13 protein-coding genes are annotated in these 16,861 nt (G+C 49.9%); all 13 read left to right on the top strand.

The genetic code is table 11. From position 1 onward, the window contains the following. Positions 1-46 precede the first annotated feature (46 nt). The 13 genes from fliD to tssC all read left to right on the top strand — a co-directional run bounded on the left by fliD (position 47) and on the right by tssC (position 16,861). A complete protein-coding gene (fliD, locus tag BW956_RS20185; protein WP_083703172.1) occupies positions 47-2,113 on the top strand; it encodes a flagellar filament capping protein FliD in 2,067 nt (688 codons plus the stop codon). A 38-nt stretch (positions 2,114-2,151) separates the two neighbouring features. Further along, positions 2,152-2,562 carry a flagellar export chaperone FliS gene (fliS, locus tag BW956_RS20180; protein WP_076465841.1) on the top strand — a complete coding sequence of 137 codons (411 nt, stop codon included), beginning with the start codon at positions 2,152-2,154 and terminating at the stop codon, positions 2,560-2,562. Positions 2,563-2,885: 323 nt separating this feature from the next. After that, positions 2,886-4,322 (top strand): type VI secretion system-associated FHA domain protein TagH, encoded by a 1,437-nt coding sequence (tagH, locus tag BW956_RS20175; protein ID WP_076465838.1) that lies wholly within the window; start codon positions 2,886-2,888, stop codon positions 4,320-4,322. After that, positions 4,319-4,867, top strand: coding sequence for a type VI secretion system lipoprotein TssJ (gene tssJ / locus BW956_RS20170; protein ID WP_076465835.1), 549 nt, complete (start codon positions 4,319-4,321; stop codon positions 4,865-4,867). Before tagH ends, tssJ begins: the two co-directional genes overlap by 4 nt. A gap of 6 nt (positions 4,868-4,873) precedes the next feature. Next, positions 4,874-6,196, top strand: coding sequence for a type VI secretion system baseplate subunit TssK (gene tssK / locus BW956_RS20165; RefSeq protein WP_076465832.1), 1,323 nt, complete (start codon positions 4,874-4,876; stop codon positions 6,194-6,196). A 26-nt stretch (positions 6,197-6,222) separates the two neighbouring features. Then, the gene (gene icmH / locus BW956_RS20160; protein ID WP_076465829.1) at positions 6,223-7,542 is read left to right on the top strand and encodes a type IVB secretion system protein IcmH/DotU; all 1,320 of its coding nucleotides are present in this window, start codon (positions 6,223-6,225) and stop codon (positions 7,540-7,542) included. Positions 7,543-7,544: 2 nt separating this feature from the next. Further along, positions 7,545-11,099: a type VI secretion system membrane subunit TssM gene (gene tssM / locus BW956_RS20155; protein ID WP_076465826.1), complete on the top strand. Its 3,555-nt coding sequence runs from the start codon at positions 7,545-7,547 to the stop codon at positions 11,097-11,099. Then, complete coding sequence (tagF, locus tag BW956_RS20150; protein ID WP_076465824.1) at positions 11,099-11,749, top strand: type VI secretion system-associated protein TagF; 651 nt, start codon at positions 11,099-11,101, stop codon at positions 11,747-11,749. The genes tssM and tagF overlap by 1 nt, the downstream gene beginning before the upstream one ends. Positions 11,750-11,754: 5 nt before the next feature. Further along, positions 11,755-12,489, top strand: coding sequence for a PP2C family protein-serine/threonine phosphatase (locus tag BW956_RS20145; protein WP_076465821.1), 735 nt, complete (start codon positions 11,755-11,757; stop codon positions 12,487-12,489). Positions 12,490-12,552: 63 nt separating this feature from the next. Next, a complete protein-coding gene (locus BW956_RS20140; RefSeq protein ID WP_076465818.1) occupies positions 12,553-13,644 on the top strand; it encodes a LysM peptidoglycan-binding domain-containing protein in 1,092 nt (363 codons plus the stop codon). Between the two features lie 11 nt (positions 13,645-13,655). Beyond that, positions 13,656-14,786 carry a type VI secretion system protein TssA gene (gene tssA, locus BW956_RS20135; RefSeq protein WP_076465815.1) on the top strand — a complete coding sequence of 377 codons (1,131 nt, stop codon included), beginning with the start codon at positions 13,656-13,658 and terminating at the stop codon, positions 14,784-14,786. Between the two features lie 46 nt (positions 14,787-14,832). Continuing rightward, positions 14,833-15,345: a type VI secretion system contractile sheath small subunit gene (tssB, locus tag BW956_RS20130; protein ID WP_083703171.1), complete on the top strand. Its 513-nt coding sequence runs from the start codon at positions 14,833-14,835 to the stop codon at positions 15,343-15,345. A gap of 16 nt (positions 15,346-15,361) precedes the next feature. Then, positions 15,362-16,861, top strand: a complete 1,500-nt coding sequence (gene tssC, locus BW956_RS20125) for a type VI secretion system contractile sheath large subunit (RefSeq protein ID WP_076465813.1) — start codon at positions 15,362-15,364, stop codon at positions 16,859-16,861.

Here is a 16,861-nt window from a genome sequence, read left to right as displayed (position 1 = left end):
GCTTGCCAAAGCGGAATTTGGCGTTTGAGAGTCCAGGAGGTTAATTGTGGCAAATAATATTATTTCTTCCCTTGGTGGCGGGTCAGGGATAGATACGTCGAACCTGGTCACTCAGCTAACCGAGCTTGAGCGCGCACCTCAGGAAAACCGCCTCAATAGCCGTCAGGAAAAACTCGAAGCACAAATATCAGCGTATGGCACTTTGAAGAGTGCCATGTCTGAGTTTCAGAGCATGCTATCGCCTCTGGCAAACCCGGATACCTTTGCCGCGCGCTCGGTTGCCTTTCCTGATACTGACCTGATCACACCAAATTCTCTGGATCCAGGGGCTCAAGCAGGTAGTTATCAGATCGAAGTGCTGGACGTTGCTCAGGCGCAGACCCTCGTTATGGCAGCCAATAGTGATAAAGATGCTGCTCTGGGGGCAAGCGGTGAGCTGAGCATTCAGTTTGGTACCTGGACATATGCATCCGGAAACCCGGACACTTTCGGTGTTAATGCTGATAAGCCAGCGTTGAACATTGAGGTTGAAGCAGACGATACACTTGCAACTCTGGCTGAGAAGATCAATGGCAGTGACTCTGGTGTCCAGGCCAGTGTCATGAAAGTGGACGACCAATATCAGCTGATGTTGACCGCGCCATCAGGCGAAGACAATGCAATGTCTGTAACGGGTACTGATGATGGCACCGGTACGGACGCAACTTTCTTGCAGGGACTTAACTTTAACGAGGCCGGCCTGTCCGCTGGCGTTACTGAGACTCAGCAGGGCAGTGATGCAGTTCTAAAGATCAATGGCCTGGAAGTTCGCCGAGAAACCAATGAAATTGATGATGTTATTGATGGATTCAATTTCACGGTCAACAAAGCAAGTGTCGGGGAAAGTATCAATTTCTCGGTCGAGTCGGATTCCAGTGTCGCTGATCAGGCGATTCGTGATTTTGTTGAAGCTTACAACAGCTTCTATGAGACGGCGAAAAACCTTACCGGGTACAGCAAGGACGAAAACAACCAGACAATTCGGGGTGATCTTGCCACTGACGGTACGGCCAAATCCTTGTTGAGCCAACTACGTTCGGTAATAGGCTCTGAGGTTGAGGGGGTCGAATCGGGTTTCACCGCGTTGACGAACCTGGGGATTCGTACTGAGCTTGATGGTACCTTGTCGATCAATGAAGCCGAGTTCAGCTCGGCCATGAATGACAACTTCGACCTGGTTGCGGACCTATTTGCTCAGAAAACATCCTCCAGTAGCAGTTTTCTGGAGGTGGGTGTCGGCACCCGGGGTAATGGAGCTCAGCCTGGTAGCTATGAGGTCGTCATTACTCAGGACCCGGCTAAAGGTGAACTGGTTGGTGCAGATATCCAGAACCTGTTTGATACGCCTCTGGATACAACCGGTGGTGGCTATACTTTCAGCTTGGAGGTCAACGGAGTTGCCTCAAGTACAATTACCCTTGATGGGATTTATAATTCAGCCGAAGAGCTCAGGGCTGATCTGCAGTCATTAATCAATGGCGACAGCAATCTTAAGTCTTCCAATGCTGCGGTAGATGTTGGCTTTGATGCGGTCACAGGTCAATTCAGTTTTACGTCGAGGGAATACGGCGATACCTCTACGGTCAATATCAGTAACCAGTCTGCGTCTATGGACGCGCTTGGTTTGGGGGCAGCGTCTGGTGTTGTCAGTACGGCAGGTCAGGATGTTGCTGGCACCATTAATGGTGAAGAGGGCTTTGGTGCAGGTGAGGTCTTACTGCCTGCTCTTGGTTCCTCTGGTTACGGTCTTAACTTCACTGCCAAGCCAGGGTCTGCTGCTTTAGGCAGCTTTACGGTCGGCTTCTCTCGAGGTATGGGCGGGGAGCTCAGCTCTCTGATTGATCGCTTTCTTGCCAGCGATGGGGCCATATCGACACGTGAAGATAATATGGATAATCAATTGGATGGTATCGCATCTGATCGTGAGGATCTTGACCGCCGTATGGAGCAGTATGAGACGCGTATTAGCGCCCAATTCCTCGCCATGGAACGGATTATAAGCAGCCTGAATGCTACAGGAGACTCCCTGGATGGTATTCTTGACAGGTTGCCATTTACTGCACAAAACAACTAGTTCTAGAACCGTTTTCCCAATCACGAGATTTTTAGCGCATGATCAACAAAGCCCTTAACCAGTACAAAAGCGTCGATCTGAATACCGCTGTCGAGGCAGCAAGCCCGCACCAGTTGATCAGCATGTTGTTCCGTGGTGCACTGGAAGCTCTTGCCAAAGCGGCTGGTGCTATTGAGCGTAAGGATATTCAGCTGCGTACGCAGCAGATTAACAAGGCCAGCGAGATCATCGTTACTCTGAAAGGCAGTTTGAACCTTGAAGAGGGGGGTGAAGTTGCTGAAAACCTGGATGGCCTTTACGACTACATGCTGCGTACCTTGATGCAAGCCAACCGTGAAAACGATGCTGCCAAGGCCAAGGAAATCAGCGAGCTGATCGTTACCATCTCTGAAGGCTGGTCACAGATTCCGGCTGAAGAACACCAGACTACTTCCTACAAGGAAGGCTGAGTTGATAGGTTGTGCTGTATTTACTCGAAGCCGGGCATAGCCCGGTTTTTTTATAATTTTTATCTAGGACTAAACTTAAATATAATTAACCTTTAGTTAAATTGTTATTAAGGTTTTTCTTTAATATTTCAAATATCATTCCCTCCTGCGCATATTTATATACCATAATAGTGCTTATCGTTGCAGTGGTGCGACATTTTTGATTTTCGACACCATTTGGCAACATGTTCTGATTTTTAATTTTAAAAAATACTCTTTAAAACAGTATTCTGCTGAATTAACATGTAGCACGATTTTAAACTGGGCTACCAGGAATTAATTCAATGGAACTGAATTTAATAGTCGTCAATGGGCAACATTTTGGCTCGGGCGCCGAGAGTGTTTTGGTCGATGTGGATGTTTTTTCTATCGGTCGAGGCACGGATAATTCTTGGGTATTGCCTGACCCCGACCTGCATATCTCTAGTAAGCATTGTGTCATTCATCGCAAAAACAACGAGTTCCATTTAACTGATATTAGTACCAACGGTGTGTTCCTGAATGGAGCAGATGAGCCTGTTGGTCGTGGTTCAAGTATCGTCTTGAAGCAGGGTGACTTATTTACTGTAGGGGGCTTCGAAATCAAAGCAGAGCTCTCAGATGTTGGTGCGCCTGAGAGCGTCGGTGAATCTTTTGATGAGTTGTTGTCAATGGATTCCCCTATCGGAGAAACACCTGACTTTGCCAAAATCATTGCGCCAGTTCCTGATCTGGGTTCTCACGGCGCTCATTTAGATAGTCCCCAGATTAACCGTATAGCACAGAAAGTGGTTCCTCCTGAAAAGGAAACTTTCAGGGTGCCGTCTGCCTCCGAGGTTTCACCAGCATTCAGCGGGCCACCCGATGAGCGAGTTGATACGCCAGTTAGCGGGGCAATTCCCGAGAACTGGCTTGACCAGTTGGAAGGAACAACAGTTCCCCCTGTAATCGCTTCAGGCGGGTCAACAGCCGTTACAGGTATGGCCGACGAGCCAGATTTTCAAACCCAGCATGATACTGAAGCGTTTGTGCAGCAGGATTTGAATCGGACGCCTGTTGTAGAGACTGAGGGCTCCTCCGAGGCTTTTACAAGCACTCCACAGGTTGAGCTTTCTGAGGCGCGAGCGGCAAACACTAATCCGTGTAATAACTCAAAAAGTGACTTTGAGTTGTTTCTTGAGTCTGCTGGTGTTTCAGCTGAGCTCAACCGAAGCGATAAAGATACAAGTGAGGTCGCAAAGGAACTGGGTGAATTGTTGAGAATCCTGTTACAAGGAATTGTTGAAGCCTTGGCAACGCGGAGCCTGGTGAAAGGTGAGTTCAGATTGCAACAAACCATGATCAGACCCTCCGAAAACAATCCGCTCAAGTTTTCTCCAACAGGTGTGGAGGCGCTCAAAATTATGCTTATGTCAGGTTCTTCTGCATATATGAGCTCTTCTGCTGCGGCTACGGAGGGGTTTCGTGATGTTCAGGCACATCAATTGGCTATGATGTCTGGTATCCAATCTGCATTTGAAAAGTTGCTTTCAAGGTTTGACCCTGGCCAACTGGAGGATGGTTTTACACGCAGGCCCAGGTACAAAAGCAGAAATATTATGGGGCGTGAGCAGATTGACTACTGGAAAGAGTATAAAGACTTTTATGAGGAAATTTGCTCTCTCATGAAAGACGACTTTCAAAGCCTATTTGCCAATGAGTTTGGTAAAGCTTATGAAGATCGACTAAGGCAGTTGAAATGAAACTGTATTGTAAATGGGTAGTTTTAATTTTTGCTGTGTTGCATCTCGCCGGGTGTGCCAGCAAGAACCCTATAGAAGCCATTCTTAATCCACTTGATGGTATTGAGGAAGTTTTGGTGGATAAGGGAAAGCCCATTAAGCTCGAAATGTATATTGATGCAAATACAGATATAAACCCTGATGACAGTGGGCAGGCATCACCTCTTGAAGTTCGAGTTTACCAATTTGAAAATATCAATGATTTTCAACGGAAAGACTTTTTCTCATTGTATCAAGGAGCCAGTAAGCCCGAAGGGCTTTTGGATGAGCAGTATTTGATATTGCTTCCCGGAGGTAATGAAAGTATCAGCACCGATTTGAACCCGCGAACCCGCTACATAGGTGTCGTCGCGGCGTACCGTGATATCGATGAGTCTAGCTGGCGTGACTCTTTGCAGGTGCGAGATTCGCGAGGTTTTTTGAGTCGTATTATTTCCTCGCAAAGAGCCATGCGGATCGATGTGGTGGCGGAACGGTCCGCAATTGAAATGGTAGAGGGCGAATAAAGGATTATGAGTTGGCATCGCAAGGTTGCGTGGCTTGAAGGGATGTTTATCCGGCCGCAGCATTTTCAACAGCAGGACCGCTATTTAGAGCAAATGTTCAGTGAGACACGTGCTCAACTTCACCCATATGGATGGGGGGTCAGTGCGCTGGAGTTTGATGACTCCGCGTTGCGCCTGGGTAAGGTTGTGATCAGGAAGTGCCGTGCCATCATGCCTGATGGCAGCCTGATTGTTATCCCGGCAGAAGACGATGTTCCCGAACCGCTTGAGCTGACGGTTGAGGATGAAGGCAGCCTGGTATATTTGGCTACGCCTATCTGGCGGGCAGGAACTAAAGATATAGATCGTCAGGTGCAAGCGGATACGAATGCCCGCTACCGGATATCCAGTCTGGAAGTTCCCGATGTAGTCGCAGGATCAAGTACATTGGCAGATATTGAAGTTGCAGGAAAGAAAACGCATCTTCTGCCCGCTCGAGAATATCATCACCAGTTTACGGGGATACCTGTTGCACGTATTCGGTCAGTAAAAAACCAGTCGGTTGAGCTGGATGAAAACTATGTGGCGCCAACCCTGAATGCAATGCATTCAACCTTGATATCAAAAGTTTTGAATGAGGTGCATGGGTTAACACAAATGCGAATTATGGCGCTTGCAGATAGACTTAATTCTGCAGCAGGTGGCGGATCCGTCGAGGTGGCGGATTTTTTACTTTTGCAGTTGCTGAACCGGCAAGAACCTTTACTTGAGCATTATACCAAAACAGATCATCTGCATCCGGCTGAGCTGTACCGTGTGCTTGTGCAGTATGCCGGTGAATTAGCCACATTTACTGCGGAAGGCAAGAAGCTGAGAGGCCGACCGGTTTATCAGCATGAGGATCTTCAACAGACATTCGAAGCATTTGAGGCGGTATTGCAGCAGCCACTTGGTACGATGCTTGATCAAAATGCAATCAAGATTGAGCTCGAAGAAAAAGGGTATGGAATCCGCGTCGGTTATATACCGGAAACAGAATCTGAATCTCTGTTTGTACTCTGTGTCAGAGCGGATATGCCGCGGGAGGATCTAAGGAGCCTGTTGCCGGCCCAGGCCAAGATTGGTCCGTTGGAGCAGATTACCAGTCTGGTTAACCGGCAATTGCCAGGTGTCCGTTTGGAGCCCCTTCCTGTCGCTCCACGTCAAATCCCCTACTACAACGGCGCTGTGTACTTCGAGTTGGCCACTCAGGGAGTCTTGTGGCAACAGATATGTGAGTCCAGAGGTTTGGCATTGCATATTGGCAGCCAGTTTCCTGGTATTCAACTGGAATTGTGGGCAATCAAATAACCACGCTGTAAATGGAATAGGTGGAAATGGATTTCAGCGGTGATCGTACGGTCGTTATTCCAACACCCGGCGGGCAGTCAGGCTTTTCTGAACCTGCAACGGACCCTCATGATCGAGCGACTGGGCAGTGGTCGACGCTTTTTGATGACTGTGATGGCAAGGTGAGTTCCGGCTTCAATCGTCTGGAAAATGCTGCCTTCAAGTTGTTGAGCCTGATTCCTACTATCAGGCGCTCACATTCCAATCCCAGTGCGGGTTTGTTACGCCAGCAGATGAGCGAAGAAATTGAGCAGTATGAAAATAATGCTCGTCAGTCAGGTGTTGACATCAGAACTGTGATGATGGGGCGTTATATATTATGCACAGTTCTGGACGAAGTTGTTCTGAATACCCCTTGGGGAGGGCAGAGTGATTGGCAAACACGCAGTCTTCTAAGCATTTTTCATAATGAAACTTGGGGAGGGGAGAACTTTTTTATCATGTTGACCCGGCTTGAAAAAGACCCGGGAGCCAATGTGGATCTTCTCGAGTTAATGTATATCTGCCTGACACTTGGCTTTGAAGGTCGATACGCCCTGGAGGCAGACCGGATGGGAAAGCTTGCAGAGATCCGTTCTCGCTTGTATCGAGTGATTCGGACCCAGCGTGGTGAGACCATTCGACAGCTTTCACCTCATTGGCAAGGTGTCGCCAGTGCAAATCGAAACCTTCGCAGGTTTGTCCCTCTGTGGGCTTTTACAGCGGTGATGGCAGGTGTGCTGGCATTATTGTTTTTCACCTTGCTATACCTGCTAAACCAAATATCGACCCCCGTGTTTCGTGATGCAGCGAATCTTGCTGAAAGTGTAAGTACTTCTTTCGAACGCCAACGTGTTGTTGATCTCTCGGCCCTGCAAAAGTTGCGTATTTTTCTAAAGCCGGAAATCGATGAAAACCTGGTGGCTGTAGAGGAACGTGATAACCGTGTGCGAATAATCTTGCGGGGGGATCTGTTTTTCCGTTCTGCACAAGCGGGAATTATTGCCAGTTATGAGCCCTTGCTGAAGCGAATCGCCCAGGCCCTGTATGAGGTTGAAGGCAAAGTTCTGGTGGAAGGGCACTCAGATAGTCAGCCAATCAGTACTTTCAAATATCCATCCAATTGGCATCTCTCTTTGGCTCGAGCGGAAGAAGTGGCCGATCATTTGGCCGCTTACACACGTGAATCTGAACGTTTCGAAGTGGAAGCAAAGGCCGACACCGTTCCGGTTGCCGACAACGGTAGTGCAGAAGGAAGAGCCAAGAACCGCCGAGTAGAGATAGTGCTGCTGTCCAACGTTGTCTGGCGAACGGGTGAGGGAGAATAATCATGCGCTTTTTGACTGCTTTGGCTTCGCGGCTCAAAACACTGTTTGGCCTTTTGGCGCTGGTGGTTATTGCACTGCTGATATGGTTTGTTCTGCCAGCAGTAATGATTGGGGGAAATGACCCCTTCGGTTCGGCGTTAACCCGCGGTGGAATGATTGCCGGCATGTTTGGTATGGCCTTGTTGTACAAAGCTAAAACCTATTTTCAGAATAAGCGCAAGAATGAACAGCTTTCGTCTGAGATTGCCTCGAAACCGGAAGCCGAGAAGGCACAGCCTGCCCAAGGTGAAATTGATGAACTGAAGGAAAAGTTCGACACAGCGCTTTCCATGTTGAAAAAAGTCAAAACGCGGGAAGGTGGGCGCGGCAGCTATCTGTATGTCTTACCCTGGTACGTGATGATAGGCCCACCCGGTGCAGGCAAAACAACAGCCTTGGTCAACTCTGATTTGCACTTCCCACTGCAAGATTCTGTCGGCGCATCAATCAAGGGTGTCGGAGGAACACGTAACTGTGATTGGTGGTTCACTGATGAGGCTGTGTTGCTTGATACGGCTGGGCGTTATACCAGCCGAGACTCACAATCAGAGCAGGATGAAGCGGAGTGGCAGGGCTTCCTTGAGTTGCTTGGGCGTTACCGCAAGCAAAAGCCTATCAATGGCATCATTATCAGCTTTCCTGTCGAGAGTTTGCTCAAGCTCCAGGAATCTGAACTGATTGCGCATGCCAGGCAAATCAAACAGCGTATTCAGGAGTTTCAGGAACGTTTCGGGATACGGTTTCCTGTTTATATCTGCTTTACCAAGTGTGACCTTTTGCCTGGGTTCAGTGAATATTTTGATGATCTGGACAGAGAAGAAAGGGAGCAGGTGTGGGGTATCACCTACCCATACGAAGGTGATGAAGAGCAGGATGTTGTCCCAACTTTTTTGACGGAGTTTCGCACCCTACAGGATCGAATTCAGTCACGAGAGCTTGAGCGCCTGCAGGTGGAGAATGATCTTGGGCGCCGCAATCAGATTTATCTGTTTCCCCGTTCATTTGGTCTGCTGCAGGGCTCTATCGTTACTTTTTTACAAGAGGTATTCAAATCCACGCGCTTTGAAACGCAGCCAATGTTGAGAGGGGTGTATTTCACCAGTGGCACTCAGGACGGCACGACTTTGGACCGTGTAGTGAATGCTCTGGGTGCACGGTTTGGCCTTCGGGCTGAAGCGCAAGGTCTCAGGCCAGGCAAAGGCAAGGGGTACTTCCTGCGGCACCTGTTCCAGAAGGTTATTTTTGCCGAAGCCGGTCTAGCCGGTACCAACATCAAGCATGAGAAGCGGATGTTTATTTTCCATATGCTGGGATATGCATCTGTCTTGCTGCTGTCGCTTGGGGTGGCTGGTTACTGGGGCTATGGTTTTGTGGAAAACCAGGGGCTGGTTCAGCGTGCTAATGCAGCTGTCCAGGCTTCGAATGAAAGCATTGCTGAAATAAGTCGCTATGACCAGAGCGTGCTGGCGCCCGCCACCGCGCTGGAACAGGTAAGGCAATTGCCGGGCGGGTATGCCGACCAGCAAGCCAGTTCCATCCCCTGGTGGCACTATCTGGGTCTGAACCAGGGGGACAAAATTGGCCAGGGAGCAGTTTCGGCTTATCAGCAGTTGCTCTATAAGGGCTTTTTCCCACGCCTGCTGTTGCAAGTCGAGCAGCGCCTGCATGACCGTCAAAACAACGCCGATTACTTGTATGAAACACTGAGGGTGTATCTGATGCTGACGTCGCCTCAGCATCTTGAATCGACCGCGGTGCAGGGGTGGTTTAAACGTGAATGGGAACACCGTCTACCACAGGGAACAAGAGGGAATGATCGAGAACAGTTAGAGGCACATTTACATGCGTTGCTTGAGTACCTGCCTCAGGAGTCAGATGTCGAGCCGGATACCGAGCTTGTAGCTGGCGTTCGTCAAATCCTGAGTACGCTGCCTCCCGCTCGGCGCCTGTATTTCCGGCTTCGACAAAATGGCCTTGCTGATCCTGAGCTAACACCCTTTCGTTTAGTGGATGCCATCGGCAGCCAGGCTGTGTACATGTTCAGGTTCCGGAATGGCCAGCCGATCACAGCCGATGTGAACGGGTTTTTCACGCGTGAGGGTTACAGGAAATATTTCCTGGAGAAGCGTGCTGACTTATTAGGGCGCTATCTGAGTGATGAATGGGTGATGGGTCAGGAGTACGGCCTTGAGTCTATTGGCGTCAGTGCAAACAAGATGGAGCGGCAGCTGGAAGGAATGTATTTGGATGAGTACCTTCAGGTCTGGAGAAACTATCTGGATCAGGTGGACTTTACCCCGATGAACAGTCCGCGGGAGACTCTTGGAGTTCTGCGAGAGCTGGCCAGTAAGGATTCCCCTTTGGTTGATCTGCTCAAGGCAATTGCCTATCACACATCTGATGAGGCTTTTGCCAGCTTGCCTGAGGTTGCTGATGTAGATAACAGCACAACAGATGGTGATACTTCAGCCAATCTGATTAATACCGGTGAGGCACTTGCACTTAGAGATCGCTTGCCAAACCCGGTCGTTGAGTACTTTGCGGACTTGAACGTCTTGGTCAGTGCAGAGGAAGATCGGCCGGCACCGATTGAAGGGACAATCAGAATGCTGGATGAACTCTATGTTGAGATGAAAGCAATGGATGGCGCTCTGAACAGAGGACGTACTGCATTCCAGGCTTCATCTGAACCCATGGGATCTTCTTCAGTTCTGCAGGATATGGATGCGGAAGCATCACGACAGCCCGTGTTTCTTGCCGGCCTTATGGGAAAAATTTCCCAGAGCGCGAAGCGTCATACAACCTCGGATGCAAGGCAATATATGAGCCGGCGCTGGGAAAACGATGTGGTGCGACACTGTAAGAAAATGATTGAAGGGCGCTACCCATTCAACAAGCGCAGTCAGCGAGAAATTACGCTGGATGACATGACCGCCTATTTCGCACCAGGCGGAACACTTGATCAGTACTTTAACGATGTTGTGATAGACCATATCGATACTTCCCGTCGTCCCTGGCGGTGGAACTATAGCCAGGGTATCAGCCTGGGCTTCTCCGATGATGTACTTCGCCATTTGGAATTGGGTCGATCTATTCGCGATACCTTCTACAGAACAGGTGCTAACAGCCCAGCCGTTTCCTTTGAAATCAAGCCTGTGCGGATGGATAAATCGATTTTGCGGATGAGCCTTTCTATCGATGGTGAACAAATGGGATATGCGCACGGTCCGGTCACTGGGCGTCGTTTTGTTTGGCCGGGAGCCAACAGGGCTTCTGGTAAGCGTGGTATCGCTCGATTGGTGGTCGTCACTCTTGAGGGTCAGGAATCCATTACCGAGCAAGGCGAGTGGGCGTTGTTCAGACTCTTTGATCGTGCTGATGTGAAACGTTTGGATGCCGAGCGTTATGAATTGACCTTCCAGCTGAAAGGACGCTATCGCGTTTCAATGGAGGTGAAGGCGGGGAGCGTATACAACCCGTTCCAATTAGCTGAATTGCGACAGCTGAGGTGTAACTGATGTCCGGGGTAGAAATTGGAATTTACGGCAAGCTCCCCGCTCATGGGGATTTTGTCAGCCTGCATACAAATGCCGAACTGACGGCAGGTTTGTACGACTGGTGCAATGATGTGATCTACGCAAGTCGGACGAAGATGGGGGAGGTGCCTTGGCTGAAAGCGTATTTGGTATCACCTGCATGGCGCTTTTGTATGCTTGTGCCTGATCAGCCAGCACAAGCGACTGCAGGGGTGATGCTGCCTAGTGTAGATGCGGCCGGTCGCTATTTTCCTCTCTTTCTGTTGTTCCAGCTGGATGCCGAAAGAGTGCCTACGGCATGGTTGTTCAAGGAAGCTGAACCCTTGTTGACTGCTCTTGAACAGTCAGGAATTGAAGCCCTGCAACGCCAGCTGGATGTAAAAGATCTTCAGCTACTGATTCAGCAGAAAACCTCCAGTCTGGCGTTGGGTGATGCGATGACGTTGCCTAACAGTACCGAACTGGTTCAGCGCCGCCTTCCGCTGGTGCTGGATCTCATGGTCGGTGATGTAGGTGGGAGCCTCTGGTGGTCATCCATGTCGCTGAACAGCAAGGACAAGCCTTTTTGCAGTTTTGCCGAGCTGCCTCAGGCCAGTGAATATGAGGCATTGATAACCGGGAATGGATTCTGAGCAGTATGACCACACCAGGATGGAATGGCCACGGACAAACGGATGTAGGCATGGTTAGGAGCGAAAATCAGGATAGCTTCGCATGTCTTAACACCTGCGGAATTTGGTGTGTCGCTGATGGTATGGGTGGCCACAAGGAAGGCAGCATTGCCAGTCACTTGATCACGCAAAGCCTGGAGAGCCTGGAGGCACTTGAGTTCAGAAGTTTTTCTGAATTGCTCAATAAGGCGCAGCTGGTCTTGGATGAGGCAAACACTGCGCTTTGCGATATGTCCAAAAGTTTTTATGTCGACGATGTTATCGGAACAACAGTTATAGCCTTACTTATCCATGAAGAGCAGGCAGCCGTGCTTTGGGCCGGAGACTCGCGACTTTATCGCATGCGAGGCAATAGCTTTGAACTGATTACCCGAGACCATACCCAGTACGAAGCCTTGGTCAATCAAGGTGTTATTTCCACAGACACACCTGAGGGAACTCATCCTGCCAGCCATGTTTTGACCAGGGCTCTGGGTGTGAACACTCATACCAGTGTGGAGTTGAAATATCTTGATCTCGAAATTGGTGACCGTTTTTTGCTTTGCAGTGACGGGCTGTCCAACATGATTGAACAGTTAGAGCTTGGCAAAACGCTTTATTACAGCGAGGACAAGCAACGGGCGGTTGCCAATCTCGTCAACATGGCTTTGGCACGTCAGGCCAATGACAATGTCACCGCGCTGATTGTAGACAGGGAATAAGTGATGAAAGTCGGTTTGAGAGTCAGTCTTATAGCGTCTTTGTTGTTACTGCAGGGCTGTGTTATGAACGCCAAGAAGGAGGAAGCCCCCTATGGAGGGCTGGCCCTTATTGGTGTGATTCATGAGCCTGAATTTGCAGTTCTGCCACAGACCAGCTATCTGGGGTTGGACCAGGTTGGGATTCTTGCTCTTAAAGAAGAAGGGGAAGACTCACGTACTGCCTTTAAGCAAGCTGAGCAATCCTTGTTAGAGTCTGCTGATTATATACAGGCCAGAAAACTGCTGGGGCGTGTACTGTTTCTGGTACCCAACCATCAGCGTGCCAGGACGCTGATGTACACACTGGATGCCGATCTGGATCAGAAGCTGAAAGCTTTGAATGTCGATCCGGAAATGCTTGAGCCATACAGAGTCAAGGCCAGGGAGAGTTTGCCTTCTTTGTCCCGACGGTTTTTGGGTAAAGCGGATTATTACCCGTTGTTGATGCGAATGAACGCGCTCAAATCGGCGAACATTGTAGCGGGGCAAACGTTGTTGCTGCCTGCCAAAGAGGTTAGGCCAGCCCGTCGTCAGCCTGTGGTATCTCGCCCTGTCGTTACTACTGACCCTGAAGAGACCCAGTTACCTCCGGTTGAAAATATCGAGTCTGAACCGACAGGCGAAGCGCTGATTGAAGCAAATGTATCAGAGCCTGCTGCCGACGATGAAGCGGTCGAGCAAAATTCTGAAGTTGAAGAACCGGATACCGAAGTAGTCGCACCAGATGAGGAAGCGGCGGACGACACGGCTGATGCTCAGGAGACAGAGCAAGATGAAGCACCAGTGGAGCAGGGCATCGCTGAAGTTGAGTATTCGGATCAGGAAACACTAGCGTTTCAGGCATATGGCCGGGGGGATCTTCAGACTGCCTATGAACTGCTCAAGGGGCAGCCAGGACAGCGTGAAGGCCAGGTGGATGCGCTCTATCGCACACTGAAAAGATCACTTGTTGAAGTGCCATATGCGCGCGGATTGCAGCTGTATCAGGCGCAAAGACTTGATCAGGCGATCGCTGAGTTTGACAAGGTGCTTTCAGTGGAACCTGAACATGGGCAGGCCTTACTGTACAAGGCCCGCTGTGAGGAACTGCTGGACCGTTTGCGGACAATTGATTAGAGGGGAAGCACATGGAATCAGCTCTACTCGAACCTATCAGCGACGAGTGTATACATGGTGAAGACCTGCGTGAGCATCCAGAGTGGTCGGTCGATTTTCATGCGCTAAGAGATCAGCGTAACGCGATAAGGGCTCAGGAGCGTAAGGTTCTTGACTTGGGGGACCTCTATGCACTTGCTGCAGATTGGCAGCCTATTAAGCAACAGTGTCTGGAACTGCTACAAACGCGTACAAAAGACGTGGAAATATTGGCTTGGCTTATTGAAGCCAGTGTGCGCATAGATGGGTTTGCAGGTTTGGCGGAGTCGCTGGAACTGGCTGAAACCATGTTGGAGCGTTTTTGGGGAGGATTGCACCCTTTGCCTGATGACGAAGGCATCAGTGCAACGCTGTTTCCACTGACGGGTCTGAACGGTGACAACGGCGAAGGTACGTTGATCATGCCTGTTCGAATGGCACCGGTGTTGACCACCCACGAGGGCGAAGCTGTTTCTACCTGGGACTACATCAAGTCCTGTGAGTTGGCACAAATTCAAGATGAAACGCGCCGTAAGCGCAAGATAGAAGACGGCACCAAGACCGTTGAGCAGTGGCAACAGTTGATTTTGGGGCGGGATCGAGACAGCTTGCGTGCTTCAGCTCATGCTATTGACGCCTGCAGAAAGCGCTTCTCGGCGATTGATCAATTCTTGTACGAGCGTTGCGGGCATGATGCGCCACCGACCTCTGCGATCAAGAATATTCTGTCACTTGCCTGGGAAGCCCTCAGCAGCTTTGCCAAGGTAGATGAATCTATTCTGCAATCATCGACTGAGTCTGATTCGGAGCCTGTAACTGAGCTTCAAGCAGAAGTTGAACCGCCGGATACACAAACGACACCAGTGCTTCAACAAAAAACGGCAGCTCAATTTGAGCCTGAGCACTATGTGCCGGCCTCCAGAGATGAAGCGCTTGTGATGGTGTCCAGGTTGAGTTTGTACTTCAAGGAATCTGAGCCTCATTCACCGCTTTCTTATCAAATGGAAAGAGTCGAGCGCTGGGGACGTATGGAGCTCGCGGAGCTGATGGAGGAGTTACTGGATGACGAAGCGGTTCGTGGGCAGTTCTTCAGATTGATTGGTCTGTCCGGGTCTCAATCTTGAGGCATGGGCTCACGCACAAAAATGGAAATTCAAGCGAGGGAAAACAATGGCGATTGAGAGTATTCACAAGAAACTTGCCCGGGTTCGAAAGCCACGTGTACACATCACCTATGATGTCGAGACTGAAGGGGCCGTGATTCAGAAAGAACTGCCCTTTGTCATGGGCATTATGGGGGATTACACCGGTAATGCTCCAGGTGTGTCGGCCAAAAGCCTGAAAGAAAGGAAATTTATTCAGGTGGATAACGATAATCTCAATGATGTCATGGCGCGCATGCAGCCAGGTTTGAGCTTCAAGGTCGATAACAAGCTCAAAAATGATGATAGCTCCATGTTGGTAGAGCTGGATTTCCGCTCAATGGATGACTTTGAACCCGGGAAAGTGGTCGAGCAGATTGAACCACTGAAAAAGCTGCTTGATACACGCAATAAACTGCGTGACTTGCTGACCAAGGCAGATCGCTCTGAAGAGTTGGAATCTCTGCTTGAAAAGGTTCTGCAAAACACCGACGACATGGAACAGCTTGCCAAAGAGCTCAACAGCAGACCGAACGATTGAGGACAGGTGACCAAGGATGAGTGAAACAACTACAGCTCTGAAGTCTGAATCGGCAGTACTGGTTGAAGATTCTGCCAGTCTTTTGGATCAGGTAATTGGTGCGACAAAGCAAACGGAAAGCGATGAAGCCAAAGATCTGCTTAAAACCCTGATTGATGAAGCGCTTGAAGGGACCGTGGTGTGGGATCGCAATATTGCCAAAACGATCAATCATGCCATCTCCATGTTGGATACAAAGCTGTCAGAGCAATTGGCTGCGGTGATGCATTCCGAAGAGTTTCTCAAACTGGAAGGATCCTGGCGCGGGCTCAAATACCTGACCGATAATAGTGAGACCAACTCTTCGCTCAAGCTGAAAGTGCTCAACCTGAGCAAAAAAGAACTGTTCCGGGATTTGGACCGTGCAGTCGAATTTGACCAGAGTGAGATGTTCAAGAAGCTGTATGAAGAAGAGTTCGGTACACCAGGTGGTGAACCCTTTGGGGCTGTCATCGGTGATTATGAATTCACCAGCAAACCGAACGATATTGAACTGCTTTCCAAAATGTCCAACGTTTCGGCAGCGGCATTTTGTCCATTCATTTCTGCTGCAGGCGCTGAGCTATTCGGGCTTGAGAACTGGACTGAGCTGTCTCGACCCAAAGATCTTGAGAAGATTTTTGACTCCAAGGAATACATCAAGTGGCGCAGCTTCCGAGAGTCAGAAGATTCGCGTTTCGTTTCCCTTACCATGCCACGTGTGCTGGCCCGTCTTCCCTATGGGTCGCAAACCAACCCGGTTGATGCATTCGGCTACGAAGAAGCACCTATCGATTCAGACGGTATTGCCCGTGAAGCAAGCCATGATGACTACTGCTGGATGAATGCAGCCTATGTCATGGGCGCGCGCCTGACCGAGGCTTTCTCCAAAACAGGCTGGTGCACAGCGATTCGTGGTGCGGAGGCTGGCGGTCGGGTGGACAACCTGCCGACGCATATCTTCACCAGTGACGATGGTGACCTGGATCTGAAGTGCCCCACGGAAATTGGCATTACAGACCGTCGCGAGGCGGAGTTGTCCAAAATGGGGTTCTTGCCTCTATGTCATTATAAGAATACCGATTACGCAGTGTTCTTTGGTGGCCAGTCAACACAGAAACCGGCGCGCTATGACCGCCCTGAAGCGACTGCCAACGCGGCTATTTCAGCACGCCTGCCTTACCTGATGGCTACGTCACGTTTCACTCATTACCTCAAGGTTATGGGGCGCGACAAGATTGGTTCTTTCATGGAAGCGGATGATGTTGAAGCCTGGCTTAACCGCTGGTTGCTCAATTACGTGAATGATAACCCGGACTCAGGTCAGGATATGAAAGCCAAGTATCCGCTGCGTGCCGCAAAGGTTCAGGTAACGGAAGTACCGGGTCAACCGGGGGCTTACAACGTTGTCGCCTGGATGCGCCCCTGGTTGCAGTTGGAGGAGTTGACCGCTTCCATGCGTATGGTCGCACGTATTCCTCAATTGGGCGGCAAGTAA

The organism is Marinobacterium stanieri (assembly GCF_900155945.1).
Lineage (GTDB): Bacteria > Pseudomonadota > Gammaproteobacteria > Pseudomonadales > Balneatricaceae > Marinobacterium > Marinobacterium stanieri.
This window is presented reverse-complemented; position numbering and strand designations above follow the sequence as displayed.